This is a genomic window from Mesorhizobium subarcticum (assembly GCF_055456085.1).
This window is the reverse complement of sequence record NZ_CM144237.1, coordinates 5,955,742-5,981,037: the sequence shown is the minus strand read 5'-3', so window position 1 is coordinate 5,981,037 and position 25,296 is coordinate 5,955,742. Positions and strand designations below refer to the sequence as shown.

The following is a 25,296-nucleotide window of genomic DNA, read 5'->3' as shown; positions in this document are numbered from 1 at the left end:
TATGGCAGACGCGCACGCAAAACCACAGCATGACTATCATCTCGTCGACCCCAGCCCATGGCCTTTCCTGGGCTCGGTAGGGGCGCTCGTCATGGCGTTTGGCGGTGTCGCCCTGATGGAGTACCTGAAGGGTGGCACTTTTCCGATCTTCGGCCTCAATATCGCCAACCCTTGGCTGTTCTTCATCGGCTTGGCGATCGTGCTCTACACCATGTTTGCCTGGTGGTCGGACACGATCAAGGAAGCGCATGAGGGGCACCATACGCGGGTCGTGTCGCTGCACCTGCGCTATGGCATGATCATGTTCATCGCCTCGGAGGTGATGTTCTTTGTTGCCTGGTTCTGGGCCTATTTCGATGCGAGTCTTTTTGCCGGCGAGGCACAGAACTACGCGCGCGCCACATTTACCGGTGGCGTCTGGCCGCCGAAGGGCATGGAGGTTCTCGATCCCTTCCACCTGCCGCTCTACAACACCATCATCCTGCTTTTGTCGGGCACCACGGTCACCTGGGCGCACCATTCACTCATCCATGGCGATCGCAAGGGCCTGATCAACGGCCTGGTGCTGACCGTCGGTCTCGGCATGCTGTTCACCATGGTGCAGGCCTACGAGTACATGCACGCTCCGTTCGGCTTCAAGGATTCCATCTACGGCGCCACGTTCTTCATGGCGACCGGCTTCCACGGTTTCCATGTCATCATCGGTACCATCTTCCTGCTGGTCTGCCTGGTCCGGGCGATGAAGGGCGATTTCACGCCCAAGCAGCATTTCGGCTTCGAGGCGGCCGCCTGGTACTGGCATTTCGTCGACGTGGTCTGGCTGTTCCTGTTCGCCTCGATCTATGTCTGGGGATCGGTCGGCGCGGTGATCGAAGGCCACTGATCCGGCCGTAGGATTTCGATTTCGGGAGGGCGGCCGCGGCGACGCGGCCGCCTTCTTCTTTTCGGCGCAATGATCGCCGATCGATTGCTGATGCGGCTGACGATCTCCTGGGCGATTTGCGCATTCATCCTCCTGGCGCACCCGGCCCTTGCGGCTGAGAAAGTGGATCTGGTGCGCATTCACAAGGCGGAACGCCGGCTGGAGTTGATCGGCGGCGGCAAGGTCCTGCGCAGCTACAGCATTGCGCTTGGCGGCGATCCTGTCGGCCACAAGCATCAGGAGGGCGATCAGCGCACGCCCGAGGGGCGCTATACGCTCGACTGGCGCAATCCCAGCAGCATCGCGCACAGATCCATCCACATCTCCTATCCCAATGCCGGCGATCTCGCCGCCGCCTGGGCGCGCAATGTCGACGCGGGTGGCATGATCATGATCCACGGCCAGCCCAATGGTTTCGGCTGGTGGGGCTGGCTGCTTCAATTGGTCGACTGGACCGATGGCTGCATTGCCGTTACGGACTCAGACATGGACGAAATCTGGGCAATGGTGGCCGATGGCACGCCAATAGAGATCGAGCGGTAGGCTATGGGCGACGACGCTTCCAGGCGTGAAGATAGGGCGATCTGGCCTCCGATCGATCCGATATCGGCTGGGCTGCATGGCCGTTGCCCGCGTTGCGGCGAGGGGCGGCTGTTTTCCGGCTTCCTCACCGTTGGCAAACGCTGCACCAATTGCGGCCTCGACTATTCTTTCGCCGATGCAGGCGATGGACCGGCGGTCTTCGTCATCCTGATCATCGGCTTCATCATCGTCGGCCTGGCGCTCTGGGTTGACGTGACGCTGAGCCCGCCGCTCTGGCTTCATCTGCTGGTCTGGGTCCCGCTGGCCGTGGTGCTATGCCTGACGGCACTGAGGCTGATCAAGGGCGTGTTGCTCACCCTGCAATATGCCAACAAGGCGGCCGAAGGCCGGCTGGACCACGGCGAATGAGCGAGGCATCCATCAAAACTGGCGGCGGTTCGCGGCCAAGGACAGCATTGCTGCTCGGCCTTGGTCTTGTGTTGCTGGTTATCCTGCTGGCGCTCGGCACCTGGCAGGTCCAACGCCTGCACTGGAAGGAAGGTCTTCTGCAGACCATCGACCAGCGCACCCATTCGGCGCCGCTGCCGCTGGCAGAGGTCGAGAAAGAATTCGCGGCCTCGGGAGACGTCGACTATACGCCGGTCACGGTCTCCGGCACCTTCCTGCATTCCGGCGAACGGCATTTCTACGCGACCTGGGAAGGCGAGGCCGGCTTCAACGTCTATACGCCGCTGGCGCTCGACGATGGCCGCTTCGTGTTGATCAATCGTGGCTTCGTACCCTACGACCTCAAGGATGCCGCCAAGCGCTTGAAAGGGCAGGTGACGGGCAGGGTGACGATCACCGGGCTCGCTCGCAATCCGCTGCCGGCAAAGCCGTCGATGATGCTTCCCGACAATGACATGGCCAAGAACATCTTCTACTGGAAGGACCGCGACGTCATGGCGGCGAGCGCCGGGCTGCCGGCCGGGTTCACGCTGGTGCCGATCTTCATCGATGCCGATAAGACGCCCAATCCCGGCGGTCTGCCGGTCGGAGGCGTCACCATTATCGACCTGCCGAACAGCCATCTGCAATATGCCGTCACCTGGTATGGGCTCGCCGCGGCGCTCGCCGCCGTGCTCATCCTGCGGCTTCGCGGTCCCGCGAAAAAGGAATGAACGCTAGCAGCGTCCTTCATAGGGCCGGCCCTTGACAGAACAGGGGTAGGCACCTCATTTCGGCGCTGACGAACCGGCCAGGATCTAATGCTTCAGACAATAACAAAGCCTCCGCTGACGATCCGGCTCTGCCAGCCGCGCGGCTTCTGCGCCGGCGTCGACCGTGCGATCCAGATCGTCGTGCTGGCGCTGAAGAAATATGGCGCGCCGGTCTATGTCCGCCACGAGATCGTGCACAACCGCTATGTCGTCGAAGGGCTGCAAAGCCTGGGCGCCGTCTTCATCGAGGAGCTTTCCGAGATTCCGGCCGAGCATCGGCAGTCGCCGGTTGTCTTCTCGGCGCATGGCGTGCCGAAATCGGTGCCGGCGGATGCTCAGGCGCGCAACCTGTTCTATCTCGACGCCACCTGTCCGCTGGTCTCCAAGGTCCACAAGCAGGCCATGCGCCATCAGCGGCTCGGCCGCCATGTGCTGTTGATCGGCCATGCCGGACATCCCGAGGTGATCGGCACAATGGGCCAATTGCCGGAAGGCGCGGTCACGCTGGTCGAGACCGAAGCCGACGCCGCCACGCTCGAGCCCGCCGACCCGCAGGCGCTAGGCTTTGTCACCCAGACCACGCTGTCGGTCGAGGACACCGCCGGCATCATCCGGGCGCTGAAGGACCGCTTTCCAGCCCTGCAGGCGCCGGCGGCGGAATCGATCTGCTACGCCACCACCAACCGCCAGGAAGCGGTCAAGGATACCGCCCCGGGCGCTGATCTCTATCTGATCGTCGGTGCCCCCAATTCCTCCAACTCGCGGCGTCTTGTCGAAGTGGCGGAGCGTGCGGGTGCCAAGATGTCGCTTCTCGTACAGCGCGCCGCCGAGATTCCGTGGAATGACATCGGCAACATTTCGACGCTCGGCTTGTCGGCAGGGGCGTCGGCGCCGGAGATCATCGTCGACGAGATCATCGACGCGTTCCGCCAGCGTTTCGATGTCACCATCGACCTGGCCATCACGGCCACCGAAACGGAGGATTTTCCGGTCATGCGGGTACTGCGCGATGTCGAACTGACGCCGGCCGACATGGCCTTCGTCAACGGAGCCGCGTAAGGCACATGGCCGTCTATACCGACGTTGCCGAAGGCGAACTCGGCGCATTCCTGAAGCACTATCCGGTCGGCGATCTCCTGTCCTACAAGGGCATCGCCGAAGGCACCGAGAATTCGAATTTTTTGCTGCACACTTCGACCGGTTCCTACATCCTGACCCTCTATGAAAAGCGCGTCGAGAAGGCGGATCTGCCATTTTTCCTTGGGCTGATGGGCCATCTCGCCAACAAGGGTGTGTCTTGCCCCCTGCCGGTGACCGCGCATGACGGCAGCGTCATCGGTACACTCGCTGGCCGCCCGGCGGTCATCATCACCTTCCTTGAAGGGCTCTCGCTGCGACGGCCGACGGCAACGCATTGTGCCGAGGTCGGTAAAGCCTTGGCCGCCCTGCACCTGGCCGGTGCCGATTTTTCGATGACCCGTCCCAACGCACTCGCCATCGACGGCTGGCGCAAGCTTTGGGACGCATCCCGCGACCGAGCCGACGAGGTCGAGCTTGGGCTGGCGGCCGAAGTCGATGCCGATTTTGTGGACCTTGAGCGGAACTGGCCGAAGGGCCTGCCAGCAGGCATCATCCATGCCGATCTTTTCCCGGACAATGTCTTCTTCCTCGGTGAAAAGCTCTCCGGCCTGATCGACTTCTATTTTGCCTGTGACGACCTCTATGCCTACGACGTCGCCACCTGCCTCAACGCCTGGTGTTTCGAGAAGGACTTTTCCTTCAACCTCACCAAGGGCAAGGCGTTGCTTGAGAGCTATCAGAGCGTGCGTCCGCTGAGCGATCAGGAAAAGGCGGCATTGCCGATGCTGGCGCGCGGCTCGGCGCTGCGTTTCATGTTGACCCGGCTCTACGACTGGCTGACCGTTCCCGATGGTGGCTTGGTCATGAAGCGCGATCCGACCGAGTACATCAGACGGATCCGTTTTCACCGGGCGATCAAATCTGCGTCGGAATATGGGTTAGCATGAGCAAACAGGTTGAAATCTTCACCGACGGCGCCTGCTCGGGCAATCCCGGCCCTGGCGGCTGGGGTGCCATCCTGCGCTTCAACGGCACCACCAAGGAGCTTTCCGGCGGTGAAGCCGAGACGACCAACAACCGCATGGAACTGCTGGCCGCCATTTCGGCGCTGAATGCGCTGAAGGAACCCTGCACCGTCGAGCTTCATACCGACAGCAAATATGTCATGGAGGGCATTTCCAAGTGGATCCATGGCTGGAAGAAGAACGGCTGGAAGACCGCCGACAAGAAGCCGGTCAAGAACGGTGAGCTGTGGCAGGCGCTCGATGAAGCCAACCGGCGCCACAAGGTCACCTGGAACTGGGTCAAGGGCCATGCCGGCCATGCCGAGAACGAACGCGCCGACGAGCTCGCGCGCGAAGGCATGGCGCCATTCAAGAAAGGCACTTTCAAGCCAGCGGTTGCAGCGCCAAAGCCGGATCTCCAAGCAAAGCAGCCGCTTGCCACCAAGGCGCGTCGTTCGACCCAGAGCTATTGAAGTCCTGCTTCGCGGCCCTCGACTGGCGGGAGACATCTGTCATGCCGATCGCCTACTAATCACCCATCCCCAGGTTCAGATGGATGCCGCGATTCCCGTGCCGGAATGGGGGCTGTCCGACGTCGGCCGAGCGAGAGCCTTTACCATGCTCGATCAACCATGGGTCGGGCCGATCCGGCGCATCGTTTCGTCGGGCGAGCGCAAGGCTATGGAAACGGCCGAAATCCTCGCAAGCCATCTCCACCTCGCGGTCGTGGTGAGGGAAAGGATGCATGAGAATGACCGGTCCGCGACGGGCTTCCTGCCGCCGCCAGAGTTCGAGGCGGTCGCCGACCAATTCTTCGCCAATCCGCACAAAAGCGTTCGCGGCTGGGAGCGGGCGATCGATGCGCATCGTGAGCGAGGTCGAGGCCGTGCTCGGCGGCAATGATGCCGGCGACATTGCTTTTGTTGGCCATGGAGGCGTTGGAACGCTCCTGCTGCTGTCACTGAGCGGGCTGGAGATCAGCCGCGAAGCGGATCAGCCGGAGGGTGGCGGCAACTATTTCGCTTACGACATCGGCGCTCGCCACCTTCTCCATGGATGGCGGCCGATCGACTGGCTTGAGCAGTCCTAAACCCTCAACGGATCAGCAGCGCCGTGCCCCAAAGCCCGAGCGCGAACACCGTGTGCGAGATCAGGTTGAGCGCCCGGATCTGCATGGGATTGGGCCGCTTGGAGGCTGCCCATCCGGCACCCAGACCAGGCGCCAACAGGAACCAGCCTGCACCGACGGTGACGATGCCGAGAATGAAGGCGGGCAGGAAGGTCGGCGCGGCCAGCCAGCCCGCTCCGGCCACCAGGACCAGGATGATGCCGTAGATGATGCCGACGAAATAATGAAACGCCCAGCCCAGCGCCACTTCATGGGTATAGGGCGCCGCATCGCCGATGTCGTCGTGAAAGACCTTGTCGCTGAGGTGCCAGACCCAGCGTCCGACCGGTCCCCAGTTCGGCCTTGGCTGTCCGAACGCCTTGTGCAGGAAGACCGCCCAGAGGTCCATCAGCACCGTGGCGCCGATACCGATCGCGATGGCGCGCCAGGCGATATCGAACATCGAGGTCAGATCTGCTCGAGAATCTTGGCGGCGCTCGACTCGACGGCCTGGCCCGGGCTGCCTTCGATATTGAGCGTGGTCACATTGCCATTGTCGACGATCATCGAAAAACGCTTTGACCGCTGCCCCAGGCCACCGGCCGAGAGATCGACATCGAGGCCGACCGCCTTGGCGAAATCGCCATTGCCATCGGCGAGGAACAGGATCTTGCCCTCACCGCCGGTGAAGCGCGCCCAGGCGCCCATGACATGGACGTCGTTGACCGAAACGACGGCAATGGTGTCGATGCCGCGCGCCAGGATGGCGTCGTGGTTTTCGAGATAGCCGGGCAAATGGTTGTTGCTGCAGGTCGGCGTGAAGGCGCCGGGAACGCCGAACAGAACCACCTTCTTGCCCGGGAAAATCTCGGCCGAAGTGATCGCCTTGGCGCCATCGGCGGTCATCGTCTTGAAGGTTGCCTCGGGCAGCTTGTCGCCAACGGAAATGGTCATGAGTTCCTCACTTGGATAATGGGAAGGATGTGTGCTTGCGTAGCGAACTCGGCGTCGTCCTGCAACCGTCCGAACCAGCTGGATCAAGGGAAAGGCAAAAGCCCTTCGACCGCGCCTGACGAACTGGTCAGCGTATAGTGAAGTCCGCCATCCGTGGGTGTTGTCGACGGTCGATCGAGGATCGGCACGGTGAAGATCAGCTTGCCGTCCTTTTCGCTGCGAACCGGAGCACCGAACATGTAGTCCTGCTCGCCGGCGACAAAGAAATCCGCCGCTTCGGGCGCACCAGGAAAGCTCGCCTCGACAACCAGCGTCTCGTGATCACCCGGTAGCACATTGATGCCGAAATCGGGCTTTGCCGGCGCCGGCAGCGCCGTGAAAGCAGCCTTCACCAATGCCGCGTCGTCGGCATTGTCCGGGTCGGAAGTGGGGTCGACGGTCAGCCGTGTCTGCACGGGAATGCAGATCGTTTCGCAAATGCCGAGAAAGATGTCGGCATTGATGACAGCCGGTTGGTTCGGCATCGCCAGCGTGAATGTCACGGGCAGCGAAACCGGATAATTGTAACCTGCCCATTTGCCATAACCGTCATCGTGGCGTTGGGGCGCTGGAAAAGAAAGCGCTGCACCGGCGATGTTGGTGCTGGGTGAAATGTCGAGCTGCGGCGGCACACCGGCGTCGCCCGGATCGCGCCAATAGGTCTTCCAGCCGGGCTTCAGGGCGATGTCGAGAACGCCCAGGATGCGGCCGGCAGCATCGGCTTTGCCTGTTGTCACCAGCCGGACCTTGCCGCCTTCGCTGCTGTACCAAGCGGACGATGAGGCATTGGCGGGAAGGATGGTTGCCGGTCCGAGTGCGACGCCGAGCAACAGGATTTTCAAGCTTTGCATGGCGGTGATTTGATCGTCCGTTCGTGGCTTCGCAATGATTTCATGGCGCTGCCGATATCATATTTGCGTGACCCTTGCGGACAAACAAGTGCAAGGCTGGCGCCATGGGCTTTGGTCGAATCCGCTACCGTGCATCTTTTCGGCGCCCGGGAAACGCGTTACCCTCCCAACGATGGATTTGTTGCGCCACAAAAAGACAGCTGCTGGACGCGGCTTTCTCGACGATCAGTTCCTGATTGCCATGCCCGGCATGAAGGACGACCGTTTCACGCGCTCGGTCATTTACATCTGCGCGCACAGCGATGAAGGCGCGATGGGCCTGATCATCAACCAGACACAGCAGATGCTGTTTCCGGACCTGCTGGTGCAGCTCGGCATAATGAACGAGCAGGAGGCGATCCGCTTGCCGGCGCAGGCGCGCGATTTCGTCGTGCGCAATGGCGGGCCTGTCGATCGCAGCCGGGGCTTCGTCCTGCATTCCGGCGACTATCGCGTTGAATCGTCGCTGACCGTTTCCGACGACATCTGCCTGACCGCGACCGTCGACATATTGCGCGCTATATCGTCGGGGCGCGGCCCTCGCCACGCGCTGATGGCGCTTGGGTATTCCGGCTGGGGCGCCGGCCAGCTGGAAACCGAGATCGCCGAGAATGGCTGGCTGACCTGCCCGGCCAGTCCCGAGCTTCTGTTCGACGCCGACATCGAACGCAAATACGATCGGATTCTTGCCTCGATCGGCATCGATCTCGCCCATTTGAGCCTGGCGGCCGGACACGCTTGACCCATCAGGCCGACGCAGAGGCCGTTTCGAAACTCGCTCATGCGAGTCATATGATGGTGATTTCGAGAACCGGAGCGGAGCGTACTTTTGGTACGTGAGCACCGGAAGCGCAGAAAGCGCCATCAGATGGCCGCAGGAGTAGAGTTTCCAAACGGCCTCTAAGCCTGCGTCAGCGGATACTGTTCCTTCAGCGCCTTCAGCACCTGGTCGCCGGGCATCGGCGCGCCGAACATGAAGCTTTGCACATATTCGCAACCCATCTGGCGCAGTTCCAGGGCATCACGTTCGTCTGATATGCCCTCGGCGACCACCGACAGGCCGAGTTCATGCGCCATGTTGACCATGGATTTGAGCAGCACGGCGCGCTTGGGTGTGCTGTCGTCGACAAAACTCTTGTCGATCTTGATCGTGTCGAACGGAAACCTCGTCAGATATGCGAGCGATGAATAGCCGGTGCCGAAATCGTCCAGCGACAGTCCGATGCCGAGCTGCTTCAGCTTGGTCAGCACATGAGCGGTCTGTTCCGGATTGTCCATGACCAGGGATTCGGTGAGTTCGAGCCGGAAGCAGCGCGGCTTCAGATTGGCGCGCGCGATGACCGAGCGGACGTCGCTGACCAGGTCGCGGCGGATGAGCTGGCGGCTGGACAAATTTACCGAGACCGACAGCGGCGCGTCGCCGATCTGCTTTTGCCAGCCGGCGAGATCCTCGGCCGCCTGCTGCATGGCAAACAGTCCAAGCTGCACGATCAGCCCGCAGCTTTCGGCGACCGGGATGAAATCGGCCGGCGGGATCATGCCGCGGCGCGGATGGTCCCAGCGCAGCAAGGCTTCGAAGCCGGCAACGCTGCCGTCCTCCAGCCGAACGATCGGCTGGTAGGCCAGCGTGAATTCGCGCCGCTCGATGGCGCGCCGCAGGTCGGATTCAAACTGCAGCCGATCGGTACCAACGGTGCGGAAAGCCGGGCGGAACGGCTCGATCCTGTCGCCACCAAAACGCTTGGCCTGGTGCATGGCGAGCTCGGCGTCCTTGACCATGTCCTCGGCCGACATCTGCGGCGAATTCCAGGTGATCAGGCCGATCGACGCGGTCAGCACGATCTCGCGCTTGGCAAAGGTGATCGGGTTGTTGATAGCGTGCTTGATGGCATCGGCCACGCCGGCGATGCGAGCTGGGTCCTGTTCGGAGAGCAGCATCAGCGCGAATTGGTCGCCGGCAAAGCGAGACAGCGAATCCTTCGGCTTGAGCAAGCGGTGCAAGCGGCGCGCAATGGTGAGCAGGATGGTGTCGCCGGCCGAGATGCCGAGCCCATCGTTGACCTGCTTGAAGCGGTCGATGTCGATGACGAAGACGGTCGGGCGCACCTTCTCCTCGGTGCGGGCAATCGAGATGATCGCCTCCAGCCGGTTCATCAAAAGTTCGCGGTTAGGCAGCCCGGTCAGATTGTCGTGCACGGCGTCGTGCAGCAGCCGCTCCTCGGACTTCTTCTGCTCGGTGACATCGACCATGGTGCCGACGCAGCGGATGACCTCACCGTCGGATCCGATAACCGGGCGTGCGCGCAGCGAAAACCAGTGATAATGCCCATCGGCACCGCGCAGGCGGAAATTCTGCGACACCCGGCCGCGCCGATGTTCCAACACCACGTCGAGTGTCGTGCGGAACGTGTCGCGGTCGTCGGCGTGCAGCACCGGCAGCCAGTTGCGCGCGGCCCCGCCCAGACTGTTGGGCGCCAGGCCGAGCTGGATGCTGACATCGGGCTTTGTCACCACGCGGTCGCGCAGCACGTCCCAATCCCACACCGTGTCGCCTGATCCGGCCACCGCTAGCGCCTGCCGTTCAAGATCGGAGAACAGCCCCTGGTGCAGCGCGCCACCAGCAAAGGCGTGCTGCATGACGGTGAAGCCGATCAACAGGATGATCAGGATCAGCCCGCCGCCGAGCGCCGGCTGGGCGATGTCATTGTCGAGCATGCCGGTGATCGCCATCCACGATCCGCATAGCCACAACAGCACCATGACCCAACTGGGCACCAGCATGATGGCGCGGTCATAGCCGCGCAGGCCAAGGAAGATGATCAGGCCGAGCCCGGTGAACGCAGTGGCGGCAAACGAGATGCGGGCGATGCCGGCGGCCACCGCCGGATCGACAATGGCCACGCCGGCAATCAGCACCAGCCCTAGAATCCAGACCAGCGCGCCATAGCTGAAATGGCCGTGCCATCGGTTGAGGTTGAGATAGGCGAACAGGAACACCACGAAGGTCGCCGCAAGCGCCACCTCCGTTCCCGCCCGCCACATCTGCTCATTGCCGGGCGAGATCTCGATGACCTTGTTGAGGAAGCCGAAATCGACGCAGATATAGGCAAGCACCGCCCAGGCAAGTGCGGCGGTCGCCGGGAACATGGAGGTCCCCTTGACCACGAAAAGGATGGTCAGGAACAGCGCCAGAAGGCCGGCAATGCCGATGACGATGCCGCGAAACAGCGTGTAGGAATTGACCGAGTCCTTGTAGGATTCCGGGTCCCACAGATAGACCTGCGGCAGCTTCGGCGAGGCAAGCTCGGCGATGAAGGTGATCACTGTGCCGGGGTTCAGCGTCACCCGGAACACGTCGGCGTCGGGGCTGGTCTGACGGTCGAGCGCGAAGCCCTCGCTGGGCGTGATCGCTGCCAGGCGGGTCGAGCCGAGATCGGGCCAGAAAATGCCGGAATTCACCAGGCGAAAATGCGGCGCCACGATCAGCCGGTCGAGCTGCTGGTCGGTGGTGTTGGCGAGTGCGAACACCGCCCAGTCGCCGGTCGATCGCGCGTCCTTCGCCTCGACCTCGATGCGCCGCACGATGCCGTCCGGCCCAGGTGCGGTCGATACCTGGAAATTGTCACCCTGGTTTCGATAGATCTCGACGGCGCCCGACAGGTCGAGCGCGATGTCGTCGCGGGCAATCTTGATCGGCTCAACGGCAAAGGCCGACGAAGCCGCGCATAGCGTCACGATTGCCGCGAGGACAAAGGCGAAAAGCGGCCCGTTTCGCAGGAAATTCGTCAAAAATCAGTCCTTCGTTCCCGCGCCGCCCAGCGGATCGTCCGCGATCCGGGCGTAGAGGTAGTGGTCCTGCCAGATGCCGTTGATCCTGAGATAGGATCGTAAGAGTCCTTCGCGCCGGAATCCGGCTTTTTCAAGCACGCGGATCGACCTGATATTGTCGGGAATACAGGCCGCTTCGATCCGGTGCAACCTCAGCGTATCGAAAGCGAAGCGGGCCACGACCTTGACCGCGTCGGTCATCAGGCCGCGGCCGCCGAAACGCTCGCCGATCCAGTAGCCGACATGGCCGCTTTGCGAGACACCGTGGCGTATGTTGCCGAGCGTGATGCCGCCCGCCAACTTGCCGCTCGACTTCTCGAAGATGAAGAAGGCGATCGCCGTTCCCTGTGCATAATCTTCACGATAGCGGCTGATGCGCAGCCGCCATGCCGTGCGGTCGAGCTCATCGGGGGTCCAGCGTGGCTCCCAGGGTTCCAGGAAGGCGCGGCTTTCGCCGCGCACCGCCGACCATTCACGGTAGTCGTTGGTGAACGGCACGCGCAACGTGACGAGGTTGCCCTTCAGCGCCGGCAGGTCACGGCGAAAGAAAGGGAGCGCGAACACGACGCTTTGGGGACTTAGACGGCGAGCCTGCGGGCCGTGGTCTGCGTGCCCGGAAGCGAATCGAGGATCGCCTCATATGGTGCCAGCGTACCCACAGGCCCGACAGCGGTAAGCGTCGGCTTGGTCGAGAACATCCGCGACGACAGGTCGGTCAGCCGCTCGATCGTCAGCGCCGACAGGCGCTCCATCAATTCCTCCTTGGCGATCGGCCGGCCGAACAAAAGCAGTTGCCGCGCAATCTGCGAGGCGCGGCTGGCCGGGCTTTCAGCGGACATGATCAGCCCGGCACGATATTGGGCGCGCGCCCGGTCGAGTTCTTCCTGAAGGATATTCTCGCCGGCCTTCTGCAATTCATCGATGATGACGGGAACCAACTCCGCGATGTCACTCTGGCCGGTCGCGGCATGGACACCGAAGATGCCGGTGTCGGAAAAGCCCCAGTGGAAGGCATAGACCGAGTAACACAGGCCGCGCTTTTCGCGGACTTCCTGGAACAGGCGCGATGACATGCCGCCGCCGAGGATCATAGACAGAACCTGCGAGGCGTAGAAGTCGCGTACATGATAGGCGCGGCCTTCGAAGCCCAGCACGATCTGTGCGTCCATCAGGTCGCGGTCCTCGCGGAAATCGCCGCCGACATATTGCGCGTATTGCGGGATGGTGCTGTCGGCCTTGCTGCGGAAGCCGCCAAGCTGCTTCTCCACTTCGCGCACGAAATTGTCGTGCTTGATGTCGCCGGCAGCCACGATCACCATCCGCTCGGCGCCATATTGGCGTTCGATAAAATCGTGCAACTGTTTCGAAGTGAAGGATTTGACCGTCTCGGGCGTGCCCAGGATCGAGCGGCCGATGGTCTGGTGGCGAAAGGCCGTCTCGGTGAAACGGTCGAACACGATATCGTCTGGCGTATCGTGCGCGGCACCGATCTCCTGCAGGATGACATGCTGCTCGCGTTCGAGTTCCTGCGGGTCGAATTCGGACTCCTGCAGGATGTCGGCAAGAATGTCGACTGCCAGCGGGACGTCGTCGGACAACACCCTGGCATAGTAGGAGGTGGTCTCGACGCTGGTGGCGGCATTGATCTCGCCACCGACATCCTCGATTTCCGAGGCGATCTCGAACGCCGTTCGCCGCTTTGTACCCTTGAACGCCATGTGCTCGAGGAGATGGGCCATGCCATGCTCGTCGTCGCGTTCATTGCGGGCGCCGGACTTGACCCAGGCACCCAAGGCAACCGATTCGATACTTGGAAGGGTTTCGGTGGCGACTGTCAGGCCGTTCGACAGACGGCTTACCTCAACACCCATATGGCTCGTACTCCCTAACGCGCCGCCCGCGCGCGGCGGCTGACGTAATCTTCCACCATTTTCAGGTCAGATGGAAGTACCGTGTATTTTTCCTCAAATGTCATCAATCCACCTAGCCATGCGGGCAGGGTTGGCGAGACCCCGCAGGCTGCCTCAACGGCTGCCGGGAATTTTGCCGGGTGCGCCGTGCCCAGCACCACCATGGGAACAGCGCCCGATGCTTTGCCGGCCGCCACATGCATGGCCGCCGCGGTGTGCGGATCAAGCAAGTAGTTGCTGCCCGCGAGTGTCGAGCGGATGGTGGCGGCGACCTCGTCCATATTGGCGCGGCCGGCGTCGAATTCGGACCGCATCCCATTGATTTCAAGGGCTTCTATGGTGAAGGCGCCGGATTGCTTCAGGCCATCCATGTAGCGCCGCACGGTCGCCGCGTCGCGATTTGAGGCCTCGAACAGCAGGCGCTCGAAGTTCGACGACACCTGGATGTCCATCGATGGCGAGGTGGTCGCGAAGACCCCCTTGGTGCGGTATTCGCCAGTGGCGAAGGTGCGCGCCAATATGTCGTTGTCGTTGGTGGCGATGACCAGCCGTTCGATAGGCAGGCCCATCTTCTTGGCGGCGTAGCCGGCGAAGATATCGCCGAAATTGCCGGTCGGAACGGTGAAGGACACAGGCCGGTCCGGCGCGCCGAGCGACAATGCCGAGGAGAAATAATAGACGATCTGGGCCATGATGCGGGCCCAGTTGATGGAATTGACCCCCGACAACGCCACCCGGTCACGGAAGGAATGGTCGTTGAACATATCCTTGAGCAGGCCCTGGCAGTCGTCGAAATTGCCCTCGATCGCCAGCGCATGGACGTTTTCAGCCTTCGACGTCGTCATCTGCCGCTGCTGCACCGGCGAAACGCGGCCATGCGGGAACAGGATGAAGATGTCGGTGCGGCTGCGTCCGGCAAAGGCGTCGATAGCCGCGCCACCAGTATCGCCCGACGTCGCGCCGACGATGGTGGCGTGCTGGTCGCGTTCTGCAAGCACATGGTCCATCAGCCGGGCGAGCAATTGCATCGCCACGTCCTTGAAGGCCAGCGTCGGTCCATGGAAGAGTTCGAGGACAAAAATGTTGGGACCAGTCTGGACCAGCGGGCAGACGGCCTCGTGGCGGAACGTGGCATAGGCTTCGCGCACCAGGCGTTCGAAGACCGGCGCTGCGATTTCGCCGCCAAGGAACGGCGACAGCACGCGGATGGCTAGATCGGGATAGGCAAGGCCGCGCATGGCGCGAATCTCGGAAGTTGAAAACTGCGGCCATTCGCGCGGCACGTATAGCCCGCCGTCGCGCGCCAGGCCCGCCAGCACAGCATCGGAAAATCCAAGCGCGGGTGCCTCCCCGCGGGTACTCACATATTGCATGTCACAGATCCGTTCGAAGCTTGGCTTTCCGTTCACCACAAGGTGGTTAATTTCTGCGCTGGCTCAGTCGCATTTTTGCCGCGCCGTTGATATACGTCACCAGCTTTGCGAGAGGGAAGTGGGAGTTTCATGGCGTTTCGTACATCAAGTGGTCGCTTTTTGGCGGGTCTTGCGCTCACGGGCTTTATGCTCGCCGCCGCCGGCTGCCAATCGGGCGACAATGGCATCCTGAACCTCGGCTTGGGCGGCAAGAAGGATCCGACCGCGCCGCCACCTCCGCAGGATCCCAAGGTACTGGCCAGCCAGTTGAATGCCTATTGCCCCAGGGTGACGGTCCGCGACGGCACGGCATTCTTCAACACCATGGCCAAGGAAGTGCAGAAGCCCAAGGCGAAGTCGAAGCCCATGCACAAGCCGAGGAACAAGGCCGAAGCCGAACAGCAGGCCGCGGATGCACAAGCCGCCGCCGCGGCCGACGCTGCTGCCGCCGCGGCCGCGCCCGATGAGTCGGTGAACATCATCTACCAGGCATCGATCAGCGATGTGACCCGCGACTGCAGCCGCGCCGACGGGCAACTGACCATGAAGATCGCGGTCGCCGGCAAGATCGTGCCCGGGCCGAAGTTCACCCCCGGCACCATCACCATGCCGATCCGCACAGCGGTGATGCACGGCACCGACGTGCTTTATTCGCAGATCCACCAGTATCAGGTCCAGGTCACCGATCCCTCGGTCGCCACCCAGTTCGTCTTCACCGATTCCAACATCGTCGTGCCGGCGCCGACGGCGGCGGACTATCAGGCCTATGCCGGCTATGACGAGACGGCCCCGAAAGCTACGACGGACAAGCCGAAGAAGAAGACCCATAGGAAGAAGGCCGCGGCGACGAACTAAGCGGCCATCCGCGCGGCGTGCGTCCGGCTGGACGCACGCGTCTCAGGCGTCGGCCGACCATTCCGACAGCGCCGCGATCACGCTTTTCAGCTCCGCCCAACGGCGAATAACCGTTTCGGCGCCGGCCTCGGTCAACGCATCTGCATGGCCGGGATAGCTGTGGCTGGCGCCAGTAAAGCCGATCACGCGCATGCCGGCTGCCCTTGCGCCGGCAACGCCGTGCACGGAATCCTCGATGACAAAAGTGTTCGCCGGCTTCGCACCGAGTTTTTCCGCCGCGAGCAGGAACACGTCCGGGGCAGGCTTGGTCTTTTTGCTCGGTATCTCCATGGCCGAGAAGATACGGCCGGCGAAAAACGGCAGCAGATGCACCTTCTCCAGCATGAATTCTATCCTCTCCGAGCGTGAGTTGGAGCATATGCAGCGTTGCGTCGTGACGGAGGCCACCGCTTCGCGCACGCCCTCGATGGCACGGACATCGCTACGCAATTTGCGGTCGACCAGCTCTTCGGCGCGGTCGATCAGCGACGCCTGGAACGGGATTTTGGACTTCTCCTCGATCCGCATCAGGATGTCCTTGAAGGTCAGGCCCGCATAGGTCTCGGCAATCTCCTCGGCCGAGATTTCGTATCCGGCGAGCGTTATCAGCTCGGCCTCGACCCGTGCGGCGATGATTTCGGAATCGACGAGCACACCGTCGCAATCGAAGATGACAAGGTCTGGCTGAGGCATGGTGATCCGGAACAAGGAGGATGGAGGAATGCCGCTATGGGCTCAAGCGGCGCGACATACACCACCGGCCCGGCCTTCGCAAACCAGGCAAGCCATTCCTGAGGCCTTCACTGAATATTTACGCTGATCGGTAACCATAACGGGGAGTAAACAGTAACGCGTGCCTTGGGTGTAAAAATGTCTGCCGTGCGTCTTCTCGACGACCTTTCCAATGCCCCCCAGCAATCCGAATGGCTGGACACCATCCTGAAAGGCGACTGCGTCGCGGCCCTCGACCGGTTGCCAGAGAAATCCATCGACGTCATTTTCGCCGATCCGCCCTACAATCTGCAGCTCGACGGCGACCTGCACCGTCCCGACCAGTCCAAGGTCGACGCCGTCGACGACGACTGGGATCAGTTCGAGAGTTTTGAGGCCTATGATGCCTTCACCCGCGCCTGGCTGCTGGCCGCGCGCCGGGTGTTGAAGCCCAATGGCACCATCTGGGTCATCGGCTCCTACCACAACATCTTCCGGGTCGGCGCCAAGATGCAGGACCTGGGCTTCTGGATCCTCAACGATGTGGTCTGGCGCAAGACCAACCCAATGCCGAACTTCCGCGGCCGCCGTTTCCAGAACGCGCATGAGACCATGATCTGGGCCACGCGTGACCAGAAGGGCAAGGGCTACACCTTCAACTACGAAGCCATGAAAGCCTCGAACGACGATATCCAGATGCGCTCCGACTGGCTGTTTCCAATCTGCACCGGCGGCGAGCGGCTGAAGAACGACAATGGCGACAAATTGCACCCGACGCAGAAGCCGGAAGCACTGCTCGCCCGCATCATGATGGCCTCGACCAAGCCTGGCGACATCGTGCTTGATCCGTTCTTCGGCTCCGGCACGACAGGCGCGGTGGCCAAGCGGCTTGGCCGCCATTTCGTCGGCATCGAGCGCGAGCAGGCCTATATCGACGCCGCCAATGAGCGCATCGATGCGGTGCGGCCGCTGGAAAGCGCCGATCTCACCGTGCTGACCGGCAAGCGCACCGAGCCACGTGTCGCCTTCGTCAGCCTGATCGACACCGGGCTGATGACACCGGGTGCCACGCTCTATGACGCCAAGAAGCGCTGGGCGGCCAAGGTGCGTGCCGACGGCACGGTGGCGATCGGCGACAGCGCCGGCTCGATCCACAAGATCGGTGCAGAAGTGCAGGGGCTGGATGCCTGCAACGGCTGGACCTTCTGGCACTATGAGCGCAGCGGCGGGCTCACCCCGATCGACGAACTGCGCCGTATTGCACGGTTGGGCATGGAGCGGGCAGGGGCCTGAACCCCTGCCAATTGCTGCTTTCGCGTTGATTTAAAATATGAGCGGATCGCCGGAAGCGATTCAGATCACGCCTTGATTCCGAAGCGCTCAAGGTCTGCCTTGAGCGTTTTTGCATCCGTGAACAGCACCGCCTGCCAGCCGGCAGCCTTGGCGCCGTCGACATTCTTTTGGCTGTCGTCGATGAACAATGTGGCCGATGGTTCGAGGCCGAACGCGGCGACGTGATGGTCGTAGATGGCGCGGTCGGGCTTGATCTCACGGATATCGGCCGACACGGTTACGCCGCGCGGGCGGCTGAGAAAATCGAAGCGCAGCCTCGCTTCGGCAAGCGTGTCGGCGGCGAAGTTGGTCAGCATGGTCACATCATGGCCGCTCTCGATCAGGCCGAGCATGATGGCGACGCTGTCGTCATAGGCATGCGGCACCATGTCGTGCCAGTGGCGGCGAAAATTGCGGATGTTTTCCGTGTGCTCGGGATGGTCGGCGATCAGGAGTGCCTCTGCTTCTTCCCAGGTCCGGCCGCGATCCTGCTCTATGTTCCAGTCATGCGTGCAGACATTGTCGAAGAACCACTTTCTCTCTTCGGCATCGGGAATGAGGCGGCTGAACGGAATGTTCGGATCGTAGTGGATCAGCACGCGGCCGATGTCGAAAACGATGTGGCGGATTTCAGTCATGGAGCCTCGTTGCACTCTGTGGCGACGGTTTTTTCGTCGCGCCGGGTATCGCAGCCTCGATTGCCTTTTTCATGACAGTTGGCAGGGCCTCCCCGGAAATCTCGCGGGCGGGCGACCAGAAATGACCTTCCGGCGCATCACCTTTGATGTGGGCGTGGAAGACTTCGAGCTCGAGCGCGAAATGGGTGAAGACATGCGTGATTGTGCCGGCGCGCCGCCAGTCGCCGGGTAAGGGCGCTGCCGCCGGCGTCGTGGCCCCGTCCACCCGCGCCGTCCAGCCCGTTGTCGGCACCTCCGTCATGCCGCCGAGCAAACCGTTCTCGGGCCGTTTGCGCAGAAGAATGGCGCCGTCGTCACGCACGGCAACGAAAGCAGCGCCGCGTCGTTGCGGCTTGTCGGCCTTTGGCAGGCGTACGGGGAAATGTTCGGGGTCACCTGCAAGGACAGCACTGCAGTCTTCGCGCAGCGGACACAGCATGCAGCGCGGCCGGCGCGGGGTGCAGATCGTGGCGCCGAGATCCATCATCGCCTGGGCGAAGTCGCCCGGCCTGGTTGGCGGCACCATGCGCTCGACACGGGCGCGTATATCAGGCTTGGCTTCGCTCAGCGGCGTTGCGATCGAAAACAGCCTCGATATGACGCGTTCGACATTGCCGTCGACAACGGCGGCCGGGCGGTCGAAGGCAATCGCGGTGATGGCCGCCGAGGTGTAGGCGCCGATTCCGGGCAGGTCTCTCAGTCCGGCCTCGGTGTCGGGAAACTGGCCGCCGCGCGCCGCCACCAGATCGGCACAGGCCTTAAGGTTGCGTGCGCGGGAATAGTAACCGAGCCCCGCCCAGGCTTTCATCACGTCCTCGGTCGGCGCCGCGGCCAGTGCCTGGACATCAGGCCATTTCTCTACAAAGGCGCGGAAATAGGATTTCACCGCCTCGACCGTGGTCTGCTGCAGCATGACTTCGGACAGCCAGATGCGGTAGGGATCGGGCCGCACACCGCGCGCATGGTCGCGCGGGCTCACGCGCCAAGGCAGTTCGCGATGGTGCGCATCGTACCAGGCGAGCAGGCGCGACGCGGTATCGCCTGATATTGCGCTGTCAGTTTGGGCCCTGTCAGTCTGGGCCTTGCGGGTCTGGTCTGCTGGTGCCATTGATCGTGTATTGGCCTGGCCGGTATCTGCTGGGGTCGTGGCTGGAGAACGTACATGGCAGGGAGAACGCCCTACGGCAATCCCGTCCCGGTGAGCGATCTCGCCACCGCAATCCTCGACCCGGTGCTGCGCAAGCGGGCTGGCATTTCGATTGGTCTCGTCCAGTCCTGGGAAGAAATCGCCGGACCGCGCCTGGCCAGCCGCTCGCGGCCTGAAAAGATCCAGTGGCCGCGCCGCATGCATGAAGACGATCCGTTCGAACCGGCGGTGCTGGTTGTCGCCTGCGAAGGCATGGCCGCACTTCACCTGCAGCATGAGACCGGCGAGATCATCAACCGGGTCAACGCTTTCCTCGGCTTTACGGCAATAGGCCGCATCAGGATCGTGCAAAAACCGGTGACGGCGGACAAAGGACGGCCTAAACCGACCTTCAGGCCCTTGACGGTGGCGGAGAAGACGAAGTTGTCCGGCACGGTCGAACTGATCGAGGACGAAGGGTTGCGCGCCTCGCTGGAAAGGCTTGGCGCAACCATTTTGGGTGAAAGGAAGTCAAAAACCCCTTGAAGACAGTCATCGATTTGTCGTCAACATCTCGCATTCGTGATCGCCTTTGTCAGGTTTCGCGATTGGATTGGGGATCGAGATGCCTTAATTCGCGCCAACTCTCGCCTTTTCGTGCCTTTGCATTGCAAAATCCAACCCTTGTCAGGTGATTTGTATGAGCCGTTCCCCGTTTGGCCAAAGTCTGTCTCGCAGAAACGTCCTGTCTTCGCTGGCCGCCATTCCGGCGGTCGCCCTTCTCGCAGCCTGCAGCGACTCCGGCGAACAGGCCAAGGCGGCGGATGTGAAGCCGGCGGATCCGGCCGCTCCCGCAAAGCCGGCCACGCCGGCCGCCGTTCAGGTTCCCGAGTTCTCAGGGCAACGTCGACATGGCCGAATTGCTGAAGCCGGGCGCGCTACCCGACAAGCAGCTCGGCAAGGATGACGCCAAGGTCACCATCGTCGAATACGCCTCGATGACCTGCCCGCACTGCGCGCATTTCGCCGAAACCACCTTCCCGGACCTGAAGAAGAAGTACATCGACACCGGCAAGGCGCGCTATATCCTGCGCGAATTCCCGTTTGACCCGAGCGCGGAAGCCGGTTTCATGCTGGCGCGCTGCGCCAAGGACAACTACTTCCCGATGGTGGACGTGCTGTTTGCGCAGCAGGCGAACTGGGTTGGCGTGTCGAACACCAAGGATGCGCTGCTGCAAATCTCGAAGCTCGCCGGTTTTACACAGGAGTCCTTCGAGGCCTGCTTGACGGACCAGAAACTTCTGGACGATGTGAGATCGGTCCAGAAGCGCGGCGCCAATGAATTCAAGGTCGACTCGACACCGACCTTCTTCATCAACGGTAAGACCTACAAAGGGGCGATGTCGATTGAGGAAATGTCGGCCATCATCGACCCTCTGCTCTGACATTAGGTCAGCGCTGAAGCGGCAGCGTTTCGGCGCTCGCCTGTATGGGGCGCGTGAATGAAGTTTTCGCGCCTCCGCCTCCTTGGTTTCAAGTCCTTCGTCGAGCCCGGCGAGTTCGTCATCGAACGCGGCCTGACCGGTATTGTCGGGCCGAACGGCTGCGGCAAGTCGAACCTTGTCGAGGCGCTGCGCTGGGTGATGGGCGAAAGCTCCTACAAGAACATGCGCGCGTCCGGCATGGACGACGTGATCTTTTCCGGTTCAGGAACGCGGCCCGCCCGCAACACCGCCGAAGTCACGCTTTTCCTCGATAACACCGATCGCTCGGCGCCCGCTGCCTTCAACGATGCTGATGAATTGCAGGTGTCGCGCCGCATCGAACGCGAGGCCGGCTCGCTCTACCGCATCAACGGCAAGGAAGCGCGCGCCAAGGACGTGCAGCTTCTGTTCGCCGACCAGTCGACCGGCGCGCGTTCGCCATCGATGGTAGGCCAAGGCCGTATCGGCGAACTGATCCAGGCCAAGCCGCAGGCGCGCCGCGCTTTGCTGGAAGAGGCTGCCGGCATTTCCGGCCTGCACACCCGCCGCCACGAGGCGGAGCTGAGGCTGAAGGCCGCCGAGCAGAATCTCGAACGGTTGGATGATGTCGTCGGTGAGCTGGAAAGCCAGATCGAAAGCCTGAAACGCCAGGCGCGTCAGGCATCCCGCTTCAAGAACCTGTCGGCCGATATCCGCAAGGCCGAAGCGACGCTGCTGCATTTGCGCTGGACATTGGCCAAGACGCAGGAAGGCGAGGCGCGTTCGGCGCTGGCGGTTGCCACGGCTTTGGTCGGCGACCGCGCCGCCGCGCAGATGGCCGCCGCGAGGGAACAAGGCATCGGCGCGCACCGCATGCCGGACCTGCGCGACGCTGAAGCCGCCGCCGCCGCCGCCTTCCAGCGCCTGTCGATCGCCAAGTCGCAGATCGAGGAGGAAGCCGGCCGCATCCGCGCCCGTCAAGCCGAGCTCGAGCGCCGGCTGCAGCAGCTCGACGGCGACATTGCCCGCGAAGAACGCATGGTGCGCGACAATGCGGACATTCTTGAGCGCCTGCGCAGCGAAGAAGCGACGCTGAATTCGGAAAACGCTGGCGCCGCAGAGCGCGAGGCAACCACCCGGGCTGCCTTCGAACAGGCTGCGGCAACACTCTCGCAGAGCGAAGCCAAGCTCGCCGCGCTGACCGCCGAGCGAGCCGAGGCCGCCGCCTCGCGCAACCAGATCGAGCGGACGTTGCGCGACACCGCCGAGCGCCGCGACCGCTTTGGCCGCCAGCTGGCCGAGGTCGACCGCGAACTGTCGGATATCCTGTCCAAGGTCGCCGGCCTGCCGGATCCGGCCGAAAAGCGGGTGCTGGTCGAACAGGCGATGGCGCTGTTGGATGAATCCGAAGTTGCCGTATTGGAGGCCGAGCAGTCGGTCATCGATGCACGCACTACCGAGAGCGCCGCCCGCCCGCCGCTTCAGGATGCCAGGGCGGAGCTTGCTGGGATCGAGACGGAAGCACGGACGCTGGCCAAGATCCTGAATGCAGCCAGTGGCGATCTGTTCCCGTCCGTGCTGGAGCAGATCAGCGTCGAACGTGGCTTCGAGACGGCGCTGGGTGCTGCCCTTGGCGAAGATCTCGACGTGCCGCTCGACCGCAGCGCGCCGGTGCATTGGGGCGAAAGCGAGATCCAGTCCGGCGACGCCGCCTTGCCGGAAGGCATCAAGAGCCTGGCCAGCGTGGTTCGCGCCCCGGCGCAGCTTGCCCGCCGCCTGGCGCAGATCGGCATCATCGAGGCCTCCGACGGCCGCCGGTTGCAGGCGCTGCTCGCGCCAGGCCAGCGGCTGGTCAGCCGCGAGGGTGCGCTCTGGCGCTGGGACGGCCTCACCGCCAGCGCCGATGCACCGACGGCCGCTGCGCAGCGGCTGGCGCAGAAGAACAGGCTGGCCGAACTCGATGCCGAGGCGGTGCAGGCGACGCTGGCCCTGCGCCAGGCCGAGGCGGCATTGGCGCAGGCTGAACAGGCGCTTCGCCAGGCAAGCGAAGCCGAACGCAACACCCGCCAGGCCGGACGTGACGCCCAGCATCGGCTCGACGCTGCCCGCAATGCGCTGGCCGAGGCCGAAAAAGCCGGCGGTGAACTATCGAGCCGGCGTGCCGCTTTGGATGAGGCCCGCACTCGCATCGTCGACAGCCACGAAGAAACCTCGGCGGCTTTCGTCGAGGCCGAAATGCTGCTGCAGGACGCACCTGATCTGGGCGACTTGCAACTGCAGCTCGAACAGTCCTCGGCAAATGTTTCGCGCGACCGTGCCACGCTCGCAGATGCACGTGCCGTCCATGAGGGTTTGCGGCGCGAAGCCGAGGCTCGCGCGCGCCGGCTCGATGCCATTGACGCTGAGCGCAGCAGCTGGTTGCAGCGTGCCGAAAACGCCTCGACGCAGATTGCATCGCTTGGCGAACGCAAGGCCGAGGCCGAGGCCGAGCGCGAACGGCTTGCCGACGCTCCCGACGAAATCGACGCCAAACGGCGCGCTTTGCTGTCGCAGCTCACCGAGGCCGAGACCTTGCGCAAGGCAGCGGCCGATCGCCTGCAGGAAGCGGAGACCAAGCAAGCCGAGCTGGACAAGCTGGCCACCGGCTCCATCCAGTCGTTGGCCGAGGCGCGCGAGACCCGCGTGCGCGCCGAGGAACGGCTGACGGCGGCCGACGAGCGCCGGCTGGAAGTCGAAGCGCGTATCCAGGAAACGCTGAACACGCCGCCGCATCTGGTCATCCGCCATACCGGCTTGGAAGCCGACGATCCGATGCCCGAAATGCCGGAGATCGAACGCCAGCTCGACCGGCTGAAGATCGAGCGCGAACGGCTCGGCGCCGTCAATCTGCGCGCCGAGGAAGAGCAGAAGGAGCTGTCCGACCGGCTGGAGACGATCGTTTCCGAGCGTGAGGACATCATCGAGGCGATCCGCAAGCTCAGGCAAGCGATCCAGAGCCTCAACCGCGAAGGCCGCGAGCGGCTGCTGGCCGCCTTCGATGTCGTTAACGGCCATTTCCAGCGGTTGTTCTCGCATTTGTTCGGCGGCGGCACGGCGGAATTGCAGCTGATCGAATCCGAGGATCCGCTCGAGGCCGGGCTCGAAATCCTTGCTCGCCCGCCGGGCAAGAAGCCGCAGACCATGACGCTTTTGTCCGGCGGCGAGCAGGCGTTGACGGCGATGTCGCTGATCTTCGCCGTGTTTCTCACCAACCCTGCGCCGATCTGCGTGCTCGACGAAGTCGACGCGCCGCTCGACGATCACAATGTCGAACGCTTCTGCAATCTCATGGACGAGATGGCCAAGACCACCGAGACGCGCTTCGTCATCATCACGCACAACCCGATCACCATGGCGCGCATGGACAGGCTGTTCGGCGTGACCATGGCCGAGCAGGGGGTCAGCCAGCTCGTGTCGGTCGATTTGCAGGCGGCAGAGGCGATGCGCGAGGCGAGCTGAGGCCTGGGCTACCTGGATCGCATGAACGATCCGAGACGCTTGGCCACTTTCAGTCTCCGTAGAGTAGAAAACCAATTATTTGATTTTGTTAACCTTAATCTCTGGCTGGGGCGCCAGGATTCGAACCTGGGAATGTCGGTACCAAAAACCGATGCCTTACCACTTGGCGACGCCCCAATTGCCGTCAGAGTCGCTTGTGCGGCGCGTTATTAGCAGAGCAGCCGAAAAGCACAATCCTATCAGCGACAGCGAGAACGCTCAAAACGAGCAATCCACAAAACGCCGCCAGATCATGTCCAGGCGGCCTATTTGCCCCAGACGGCCAGCTCATTGCCGGCCGGATCGATAAAGTGGAAGCGCCGGCCGCCGGGGAACGGGAAGATCGGCTTGACGATCGTGCCGCAAGCACTTTCGACGGCGCCAAGCGTCTCCTCCAGATTTTCGCTATAGATCACGGGCAGCGGCTTGATCGGCGCCTCAGCGGCATCGGCCTGGAAGCCGCCGTCCAGCCCTTCTGCGAAGGCCGAATAGGTCGGCCCATAGTCTGTGAACGACCAGGCAAAGGCGGTACTGTAGAAAGCCTTCAGCCGGTCCAGCGTTCCGCCAGTGGCCGGCATTTCCAGATAGTCGAGTCTTCCGGGCAGTCGCATGGGGCACCTCTTTGTTCCCTTTATGTTCTAGTCTTCCGCCTGTGACGTGGCAAGTC

The 25,296-nt window shown here is 62.7% G+C and carries 23 protein-coding genes, 1 tRNA gene and 2 pseudogenes; 14 read left to right on the top strand and 12 right to left on the bottom strand.

Going from position 1 to position 25,296, the window contains the following annotated elements:
* Nucleotide 1: 1 nt before the first annotated feature.
* The 8 genes and pseudogenes from ACZYHG_RS29320 to ACZYHG_RS29285 all read left to right on the top strand — a co-directional run bounded on the left by ACZYHG_RS29320 (nt 2) and on the right by ACZYHG_RS29285 (nt 5,838).
* Entirely contained in the window at nt 2-883 is an 882-nt protein-coding gene (locus tag ACZYHG_RS29320; RefSeq protein WP_464611540.1) for a cytochrome c oxidase subunit 3, read from the top strand.
* Between the two features lie 69 nt (nt 884-952).
* The gene (locus ACZYHG_RS29315; RefSeq protein WP_464611539.1) at nt 953-1,465 is read left to right on the top strand and encodes a L,D-transpeptidase family protein; all 513 of its coding nucleotides are present in this window, start codon (nt 953-955) and stop codon (nt 1,463-1,465) included.
* A 3-nt stretch (nt 1,466-1,468) separates the two neighbouring features.
* Nucleotides 1,469-1,873 (top strand): DUF983 domain-containing protein, encoded by a 405-nt coding sequence (locus ACZYHG_RS29310; RefSeq protein ID WP_464611538.1) that lies wholly within the window; start codon nt 1,469-1,471, stop codon nt 1,871-1,873.
* Nucleotides 1,870-2,625: an SURF1 family protein gene (locus ACZYHG_RS29305; protein ID WP_464611537.1), complete on the top strand. Its 756-nt coding sequence runs from the start codon at nt 1,870-1,872 to the stop codon at nt 2,623-2,625. Before ACZYHG_RS29310 ends, ACZYHG_RS29305 begins: the two co-directional genes overlap by 4 nt.
* An 87-nt stretch (nt 2,626-2,712) precedes the next feature.
* Nucleotides 2,713-3,723, top strand: a complete 1,011-nt coding sequence (gene ispH, locus ACZYHG_RS29300) for a 4-hydroxy-3-methylbut-2-enyl diphosphate reductase (RefSeq protein WP_027034237.1) — start codon at nt 2,713-2,715, stop codon at nt 3,721-3,723.
* Between the two features lie 5 nt (nt 3,724-3,728).
* Entirely contained in the window at nt 3,729-4,691 is a 963-nt protein-coding gene (locus ACZYHG_RS29295) for a homoserine kinase (RefSeq protein WP_464611536.1), read from the top strand.
* Entirely contained in the window at nt 4,688-5,221 is a 534-nt protein-coding gene (rnhA, locus tag ACZYHG_RS29290; RefSeq protein ID WP_464611535.1) for a ribonuclease HI, read from the top strand. The genes ACZYHG_RS29295 and rnhA overlap by 4 nt, the downstream gene beginning before the upstream one ends.
* Before the next feature lie 79 nt (nt 5,222-5,300).
* Nucleotides 5,301-5,838 (top strand): annotated as a pseudogene (locus ACZYHG_RS29285) (histidine phosphatase family protein).
* 4 nt (nt 5,839-5,842) lie between these two features.
* Here ACZYHG_RS29285 and ACZYHG_RS29280 read toward each other — a convergent pair.
* From ACZYHG_RS29280 to ACZYHG_RS29270, 3 genes are all read right to left on the bottom strand, one after another.
* Entirely contained in the window at nt 5,843-6,319 is a 477-nt protein-coding gene (locus ACZYHG_RS29280) for a DUF2938 domain-containing protein (protein ID WP_464611534.1), read from the bottom strand.
* Nucleotides 6,320-6,324: 5 nt separating this feature from the next.
* Nucleotides 6,325-6,810, bottom strand: a complete 486-nt coding sequence (locus tag ACZYHG_RS29275; RefSeq protein ID WP_027034242.1) for a peroxiredoxin — start codon at nt 6,808-6,810, stop codon at nt 6,325-6,327.
* Nucleotides 6,811-6,893: 83 nt separating this feature from the next.
* Nucleotides 6,894-7,700 carry a protein-disulfide reductase DsbD domain-containing protein gene (locus ACZYHG_RS29270; protein ID WP_464611533.1) on the bottom strand — a complete coding sequence of 269 codons (807 nt, stop codon included), beginning with the start codon at nt 7,698-7,700 and terminating at the stop codon, nt 6,894-6,896.
* Nucleotides 7,701-7,872: 172 nt separating this feature from the next.
* Here ACZYHG_RS29270 and ACZYHG_RS29265 point away from each other — a divergent pair, with 172 nt between their 5' ends.
* Nucleotides 7,873-8,481 carry a YqgE/AlgH family protein gene (locus ACZYHG_RS29265; protein ID WP_027046619.1) on the top strand — a complete coding sequence of 203 codons (609 nt, stop codon included), beginning with the start codon at nt 7,873-7,875 and terminating at the stop codon, nt 8,479-8,481.
* A gap of 158 nt (nt 8,482-8,639) precedes the next feature.
* On the opposite strand, the gene ACZYHG_RS29260 is transcribed toward ACZYHG_RS29265, so the two are convergent.
* Genes ACZYHG_RS29260 through thrC form a run of 4 tightly spaced genes read right to left on the bottom strand, consistent with a single transcriptional unit; the run spans nt 8,640 to nt 14,850 of the window.
* Entirely contained in the window at nt 8,640-11,528 is a 2,889-nt protein-coding gene (locus tag ACZYHG_RS29260; RefSeq protein ID WP_464611532.1) for an EAL domain-containing protein, read from the bottom strand.
* A gap of 3 nt (nt 11,529-11,531) precedes the next feature.
* Nucleotides 11,532-12,131 carry a GNAT family N-acetyltransferase gene (locus tag ACZYHG_RS29255; RefSeq protein ID WP_464611531.1) on the bottom strand — a complete coding sequence of 200 codons (600 nt, stop codon included), beginning with the start codon at nt 12,129-12,131 and terminating at the stop codon, nt 11,532-11,534.
* Between the two features lie 14 nt (nt 12,132-12,145).
* Nucleotides 12,146-13,438, bottom strand: coding sequence for a M16 family metallopeptidase (locus tag ACZYHG_RS29250; protein ID WP_027034247.1), 1,293 nt, complete (start codon nt 13,436-13,438; stop codon nt 12,146-12,148).
* Between the two features lie 14 nt (nt 13,439-13,452).
* A complete protein-coding gene (thrC, locus tag ACZYHG_RS29245; RefSeq protein ID WP_464611530.1) occupies nt 13,453-14,850 on the bottom strand; it encodes a threonine synthase in 1,398 nt (465 codons plus the stop codon).
* Nucleotides 14,851-14,979: 129 nt separating this feature from the next.
* On the opposite strand from thrC, the gene ACZYHG_RS29240 reads away from it, so the two are divergent.
* Nucleotides 14,980-15,744, top strand: coding sequence for a hypothetical protein (locus ACZYHG_RS29240; RefSeq protein WP_464611529.1), 765 nt, complete (start codon nt 14,980-14,982; stop codon nt 15,742-15,744).
* A gap of 42 nt (nt 15,745-15,786) precedes the next feature.
* Here the strand turns inward: ACZYHG_RS29240 and ACZYHG_RS29235 are convergent, their stop codons facing one another.
* Nucleotides 15,787-16,476: an HAD family hydrolase gene (locus tag ACZYHG_RS29235; protein ID WP_464611528.1), complete on the bottom strand. Its 690-nt coding sequence runs from the start codon at nt 16,474-16,476 to the stop codon at nt 15,787-15,789.
* A gap of 177 nt (nt 16,477-16,653) precedes the next feature.
* On the opposite strand from ACZYHG_RS29235, the gene ACZYHG_RS29230 reads away from it, so the two are divergent.
* On the top strand, nt 16,654-17,787 hold the full coding sequence (locus tag ACZYHG_RS29230) for a DNA methyltransferase (RefSeq protein WP_464611527.1): 1,134 nt from the start codon (nt 16,654-16,656) through the stop codon (nt 17,785-17,787).
* 65 nt (nt 17,788-17,852) lie between these two features.
* On the opposite strand, the gene ACZYHG_RS29225 is transcribed toward ACZYHG_RS29230, so the two are convergent.
* Nucleotides 17,853-18,464 (bottom strand): HAD family hydrolase, encoded by a 612-nt coding sequence (locus tag ACZYHG_RS29225; protein ID WP_464611526.1) that lies wholly within the window; start codon nt 18,462-18,464, stop codon nt 17,853-17,855.
* Complete coding sequence (gene mutY, locus ACZYHG_RS29220; protein WP_464611525.1) at nt 18,457-19,611, bottom strand: A/G-specific adenine glycosylase; 1,155 nt, start codon at nt 19,609-19,611, stop codon at nt 18,457-18,459. Before mutY ends, ACZYHG_RS29225 begins: the two co-directional genes overlap by 8 nt.
* 54 nt (nt 19,612-19,665) lie before the next feature.
* Between mutY and ACZYHG_RS29215 the strand changes: the two genes are divergently transcribed.
* From ACZYHG_RS29215 to smc, 3 genes and pseudogenes are all read left to right on the top strand, one after another.
* A complete protein-coding gene (locus tag ACZYHG_RS29215; RefSeq protein ID WP_027058158.1) occupies nt 19,666-20,175 on the top strand; it encodes a DUF721 domain-containing protein in 510 nt (169 codons plus the stop codon).
* A 154-nt stretch (nt 20,176-20,329) separates the two neighbouring features.
* Nucleotides 20,330-21,074 (top strand): annotated as a pseudogene (locus ACZYHG_RS29210) (DsbA family protein).
* A 57-nt stretch (nt 21,075-21,131) separates the two neighbouring features.
* Nucleotides 21,132-24,590 carry a chromosome segregation protein SMC gene (gene smc, locus ACZYHG_RS29205; RefSeq protein WP_464611524.1) on the top strand — a complete coding sequence of 1,153 codons (3,459 nt, stop codon included), beginning with the start codon at nt 21,132-21,134 and terminating at the stop codon, nt 24,588-24,590.
* A 102-nt stretch (nt 24,591-24,692) separates the two neighbouring features.
* Here smc and ACZYHG_RS29200 read toward each other — a convergent pair.
* Both ACZYHG_RS29200 and ACZYHG_RS29195 read right to left on the bottom strand, forming a co-directional pair.
* Nucleotides 24,693-24,767 (bottom strand) — tRNA-Gln (locus tag ACZYHG_RS29200).
* A 128-nt stretch (nt 24,768-24,895) separates the two neighbouring features.
* Complete coding sequence (locus ACZYHG_RS29195) at nt 24,896-25,240, bottom strand: VOC family protein (protein WP_464611523.1); 345 nt, start codon at nt 25,238-25,240, stop codon at nt 24,896-24,898.
* Nucleotides 25,241-25,296: the final 56 nt, after the last annotated feature.

Bases quoted from the DNA above. Each gene is read 5' to 3' on its own strand.
- rnhA (WP_464611535.1), top strand. From the start codon at position 4,688: ATGAGCAAACAGGTTGAAATCTTCACCGACGGCGCCTGCTCGGGCAAT.
- ACZYHG_RS29305 (WP_464611537.1), top strand. From the start codon at position 1,870: ATGAGCGAGGCATCCATCAAAACTGGCGGCGGTTCGCGGCCAAGGACA.
- mutY (WP_464611525.1), bottom strand. From the start codon at position 19,611: ATGGCACCAGCAGACCAGACCCGCAAGGCCCAGACTGACAGGGCCCAA.
- ACZYHG_RS29225 (WP_464611526.1), bottom strand. From the start codon at position 18,464: ATGACTGAAATCCGCCACATCGTTTTCGACATCGGCCGCGTGCTGATC.
- ACZYHG_RS29240 (WP_464611529.1), top strand. From the start codon at position 14,980: ATGGCGTTTCGTACATCAAGTGGTCGCTTTTTGGCGGGTCTTGCGCTC.
- smc (WP_464611524.1), top strand. From the start codon at position 21,132: ATGAAGTTTTCGCGCCTCCGCCTCCTTGGTTTCAAGTCCTTCGTCGAG.
- ACZYHG_RS29320 (WP_464611540.1), top strand. From the start codon at position 2: ATGGCAGACGCGCACGCAAAACCACAGCATGACTATCATCTCGTCGAC.
- ACZYHG_RS29275 (WP_027034242.1), bottom strand. From the start codon at position 6,810: ATGACCATTTCCGTTGGCGACAAGCTGCCCGAGGCAACCTTCAAGACG.
- thrC (WP_464611530.1), bottom strand. From the start codon at position 14,850: ATGCAATATGTGAGTACCCGCGGGGAGGCACCCGCGCTTGGATTTTCC.
- ispH (WP_027034237.1), top strand. From the start codon at position 2,713: ATGCTTCAGACAATAACAAAGCCTCCGCTGACGATCCGGCTCTGCCAG.
- ACZYHG_RS29250 (WP_027034247.1), bottom strand. From the start codon at position 13,438: ATGGGTGTTGAGGTAAGCCGTCTGTCGAACGGCCTGACAGTCGCCACC.
- ACZYHG_RS29280 (WP_464611534.1), bottom strand. From the start codon at position 6,319: ATGTTCGATATCGCCTGGCGCGCCATCGCGATCGGTATCGGCGCCACG.
- ACZYHG_RS29215 (WP_027058158.1), top strand. From the start codon at position 19,666: ATGGCAGGGAGAACGCCCTACGGCAATCCCGTCCCGGTGAGCGATCTC.
- ACZYHG_RS29310 (WP_464611538.1), top strand. From the start codon at position 1,469: ATGGGCGACGACGCTTCCAGGCGTGAAGATAGGGCGATCTGGCCTCCG.
- ACZYHG_RS29235 (WP_464611528.1), bottom strand. From the start codon at position 16,476: ATGCCTCAGCCAGACCTTGTCATCTTCGATTGCGACGGTGTGCTCGTC.
- ACZYHG_RS29315 (WP_464611539.1), top strand. From the start codon at position 953: ATGATCGCCGATCGATTGCTGATGCGGCTGACGATCTCCTGGGCGATT.
- ACZYHG_RS29270 (WP_464611533.1), bottom strand. From the start codon at position 7,700: ATGCAAAGCTTGAAAATCCTGTTGCTCGGCGTCGCACTCGGACCGGCA.
- ACZYHG_RS29230 (WP_464611527.1), top strand. From the start codon at position 16,654: ATGTCTGCCGTGCGTCTTCTCGACGACCTTTCCAATGCCCCCCAGCAA.
- ACZYHG_RS29295 (WP_464611536.1), top strand. From the start codon at position 3,729: ATGGCCGTCTATACCGACGTTGCCGAAGGCGAACTCGGCGCATTCCTG.
- ACZYHG_RS29265 (WP_027046619.1), top strand. From the start codon at position 7,873: ATGGATTTGTTGCGCCACAAAAAGACAGCTGCTGGACGCGGCTTTCTC.
- ACZYHG_RS29195 (WP_464611523.1), bottom strand. From the start codon at position 25,240: ATGCGACTGCCCGGAAGACTCGACTATCTGGAAATGCCGGCCACTGGC.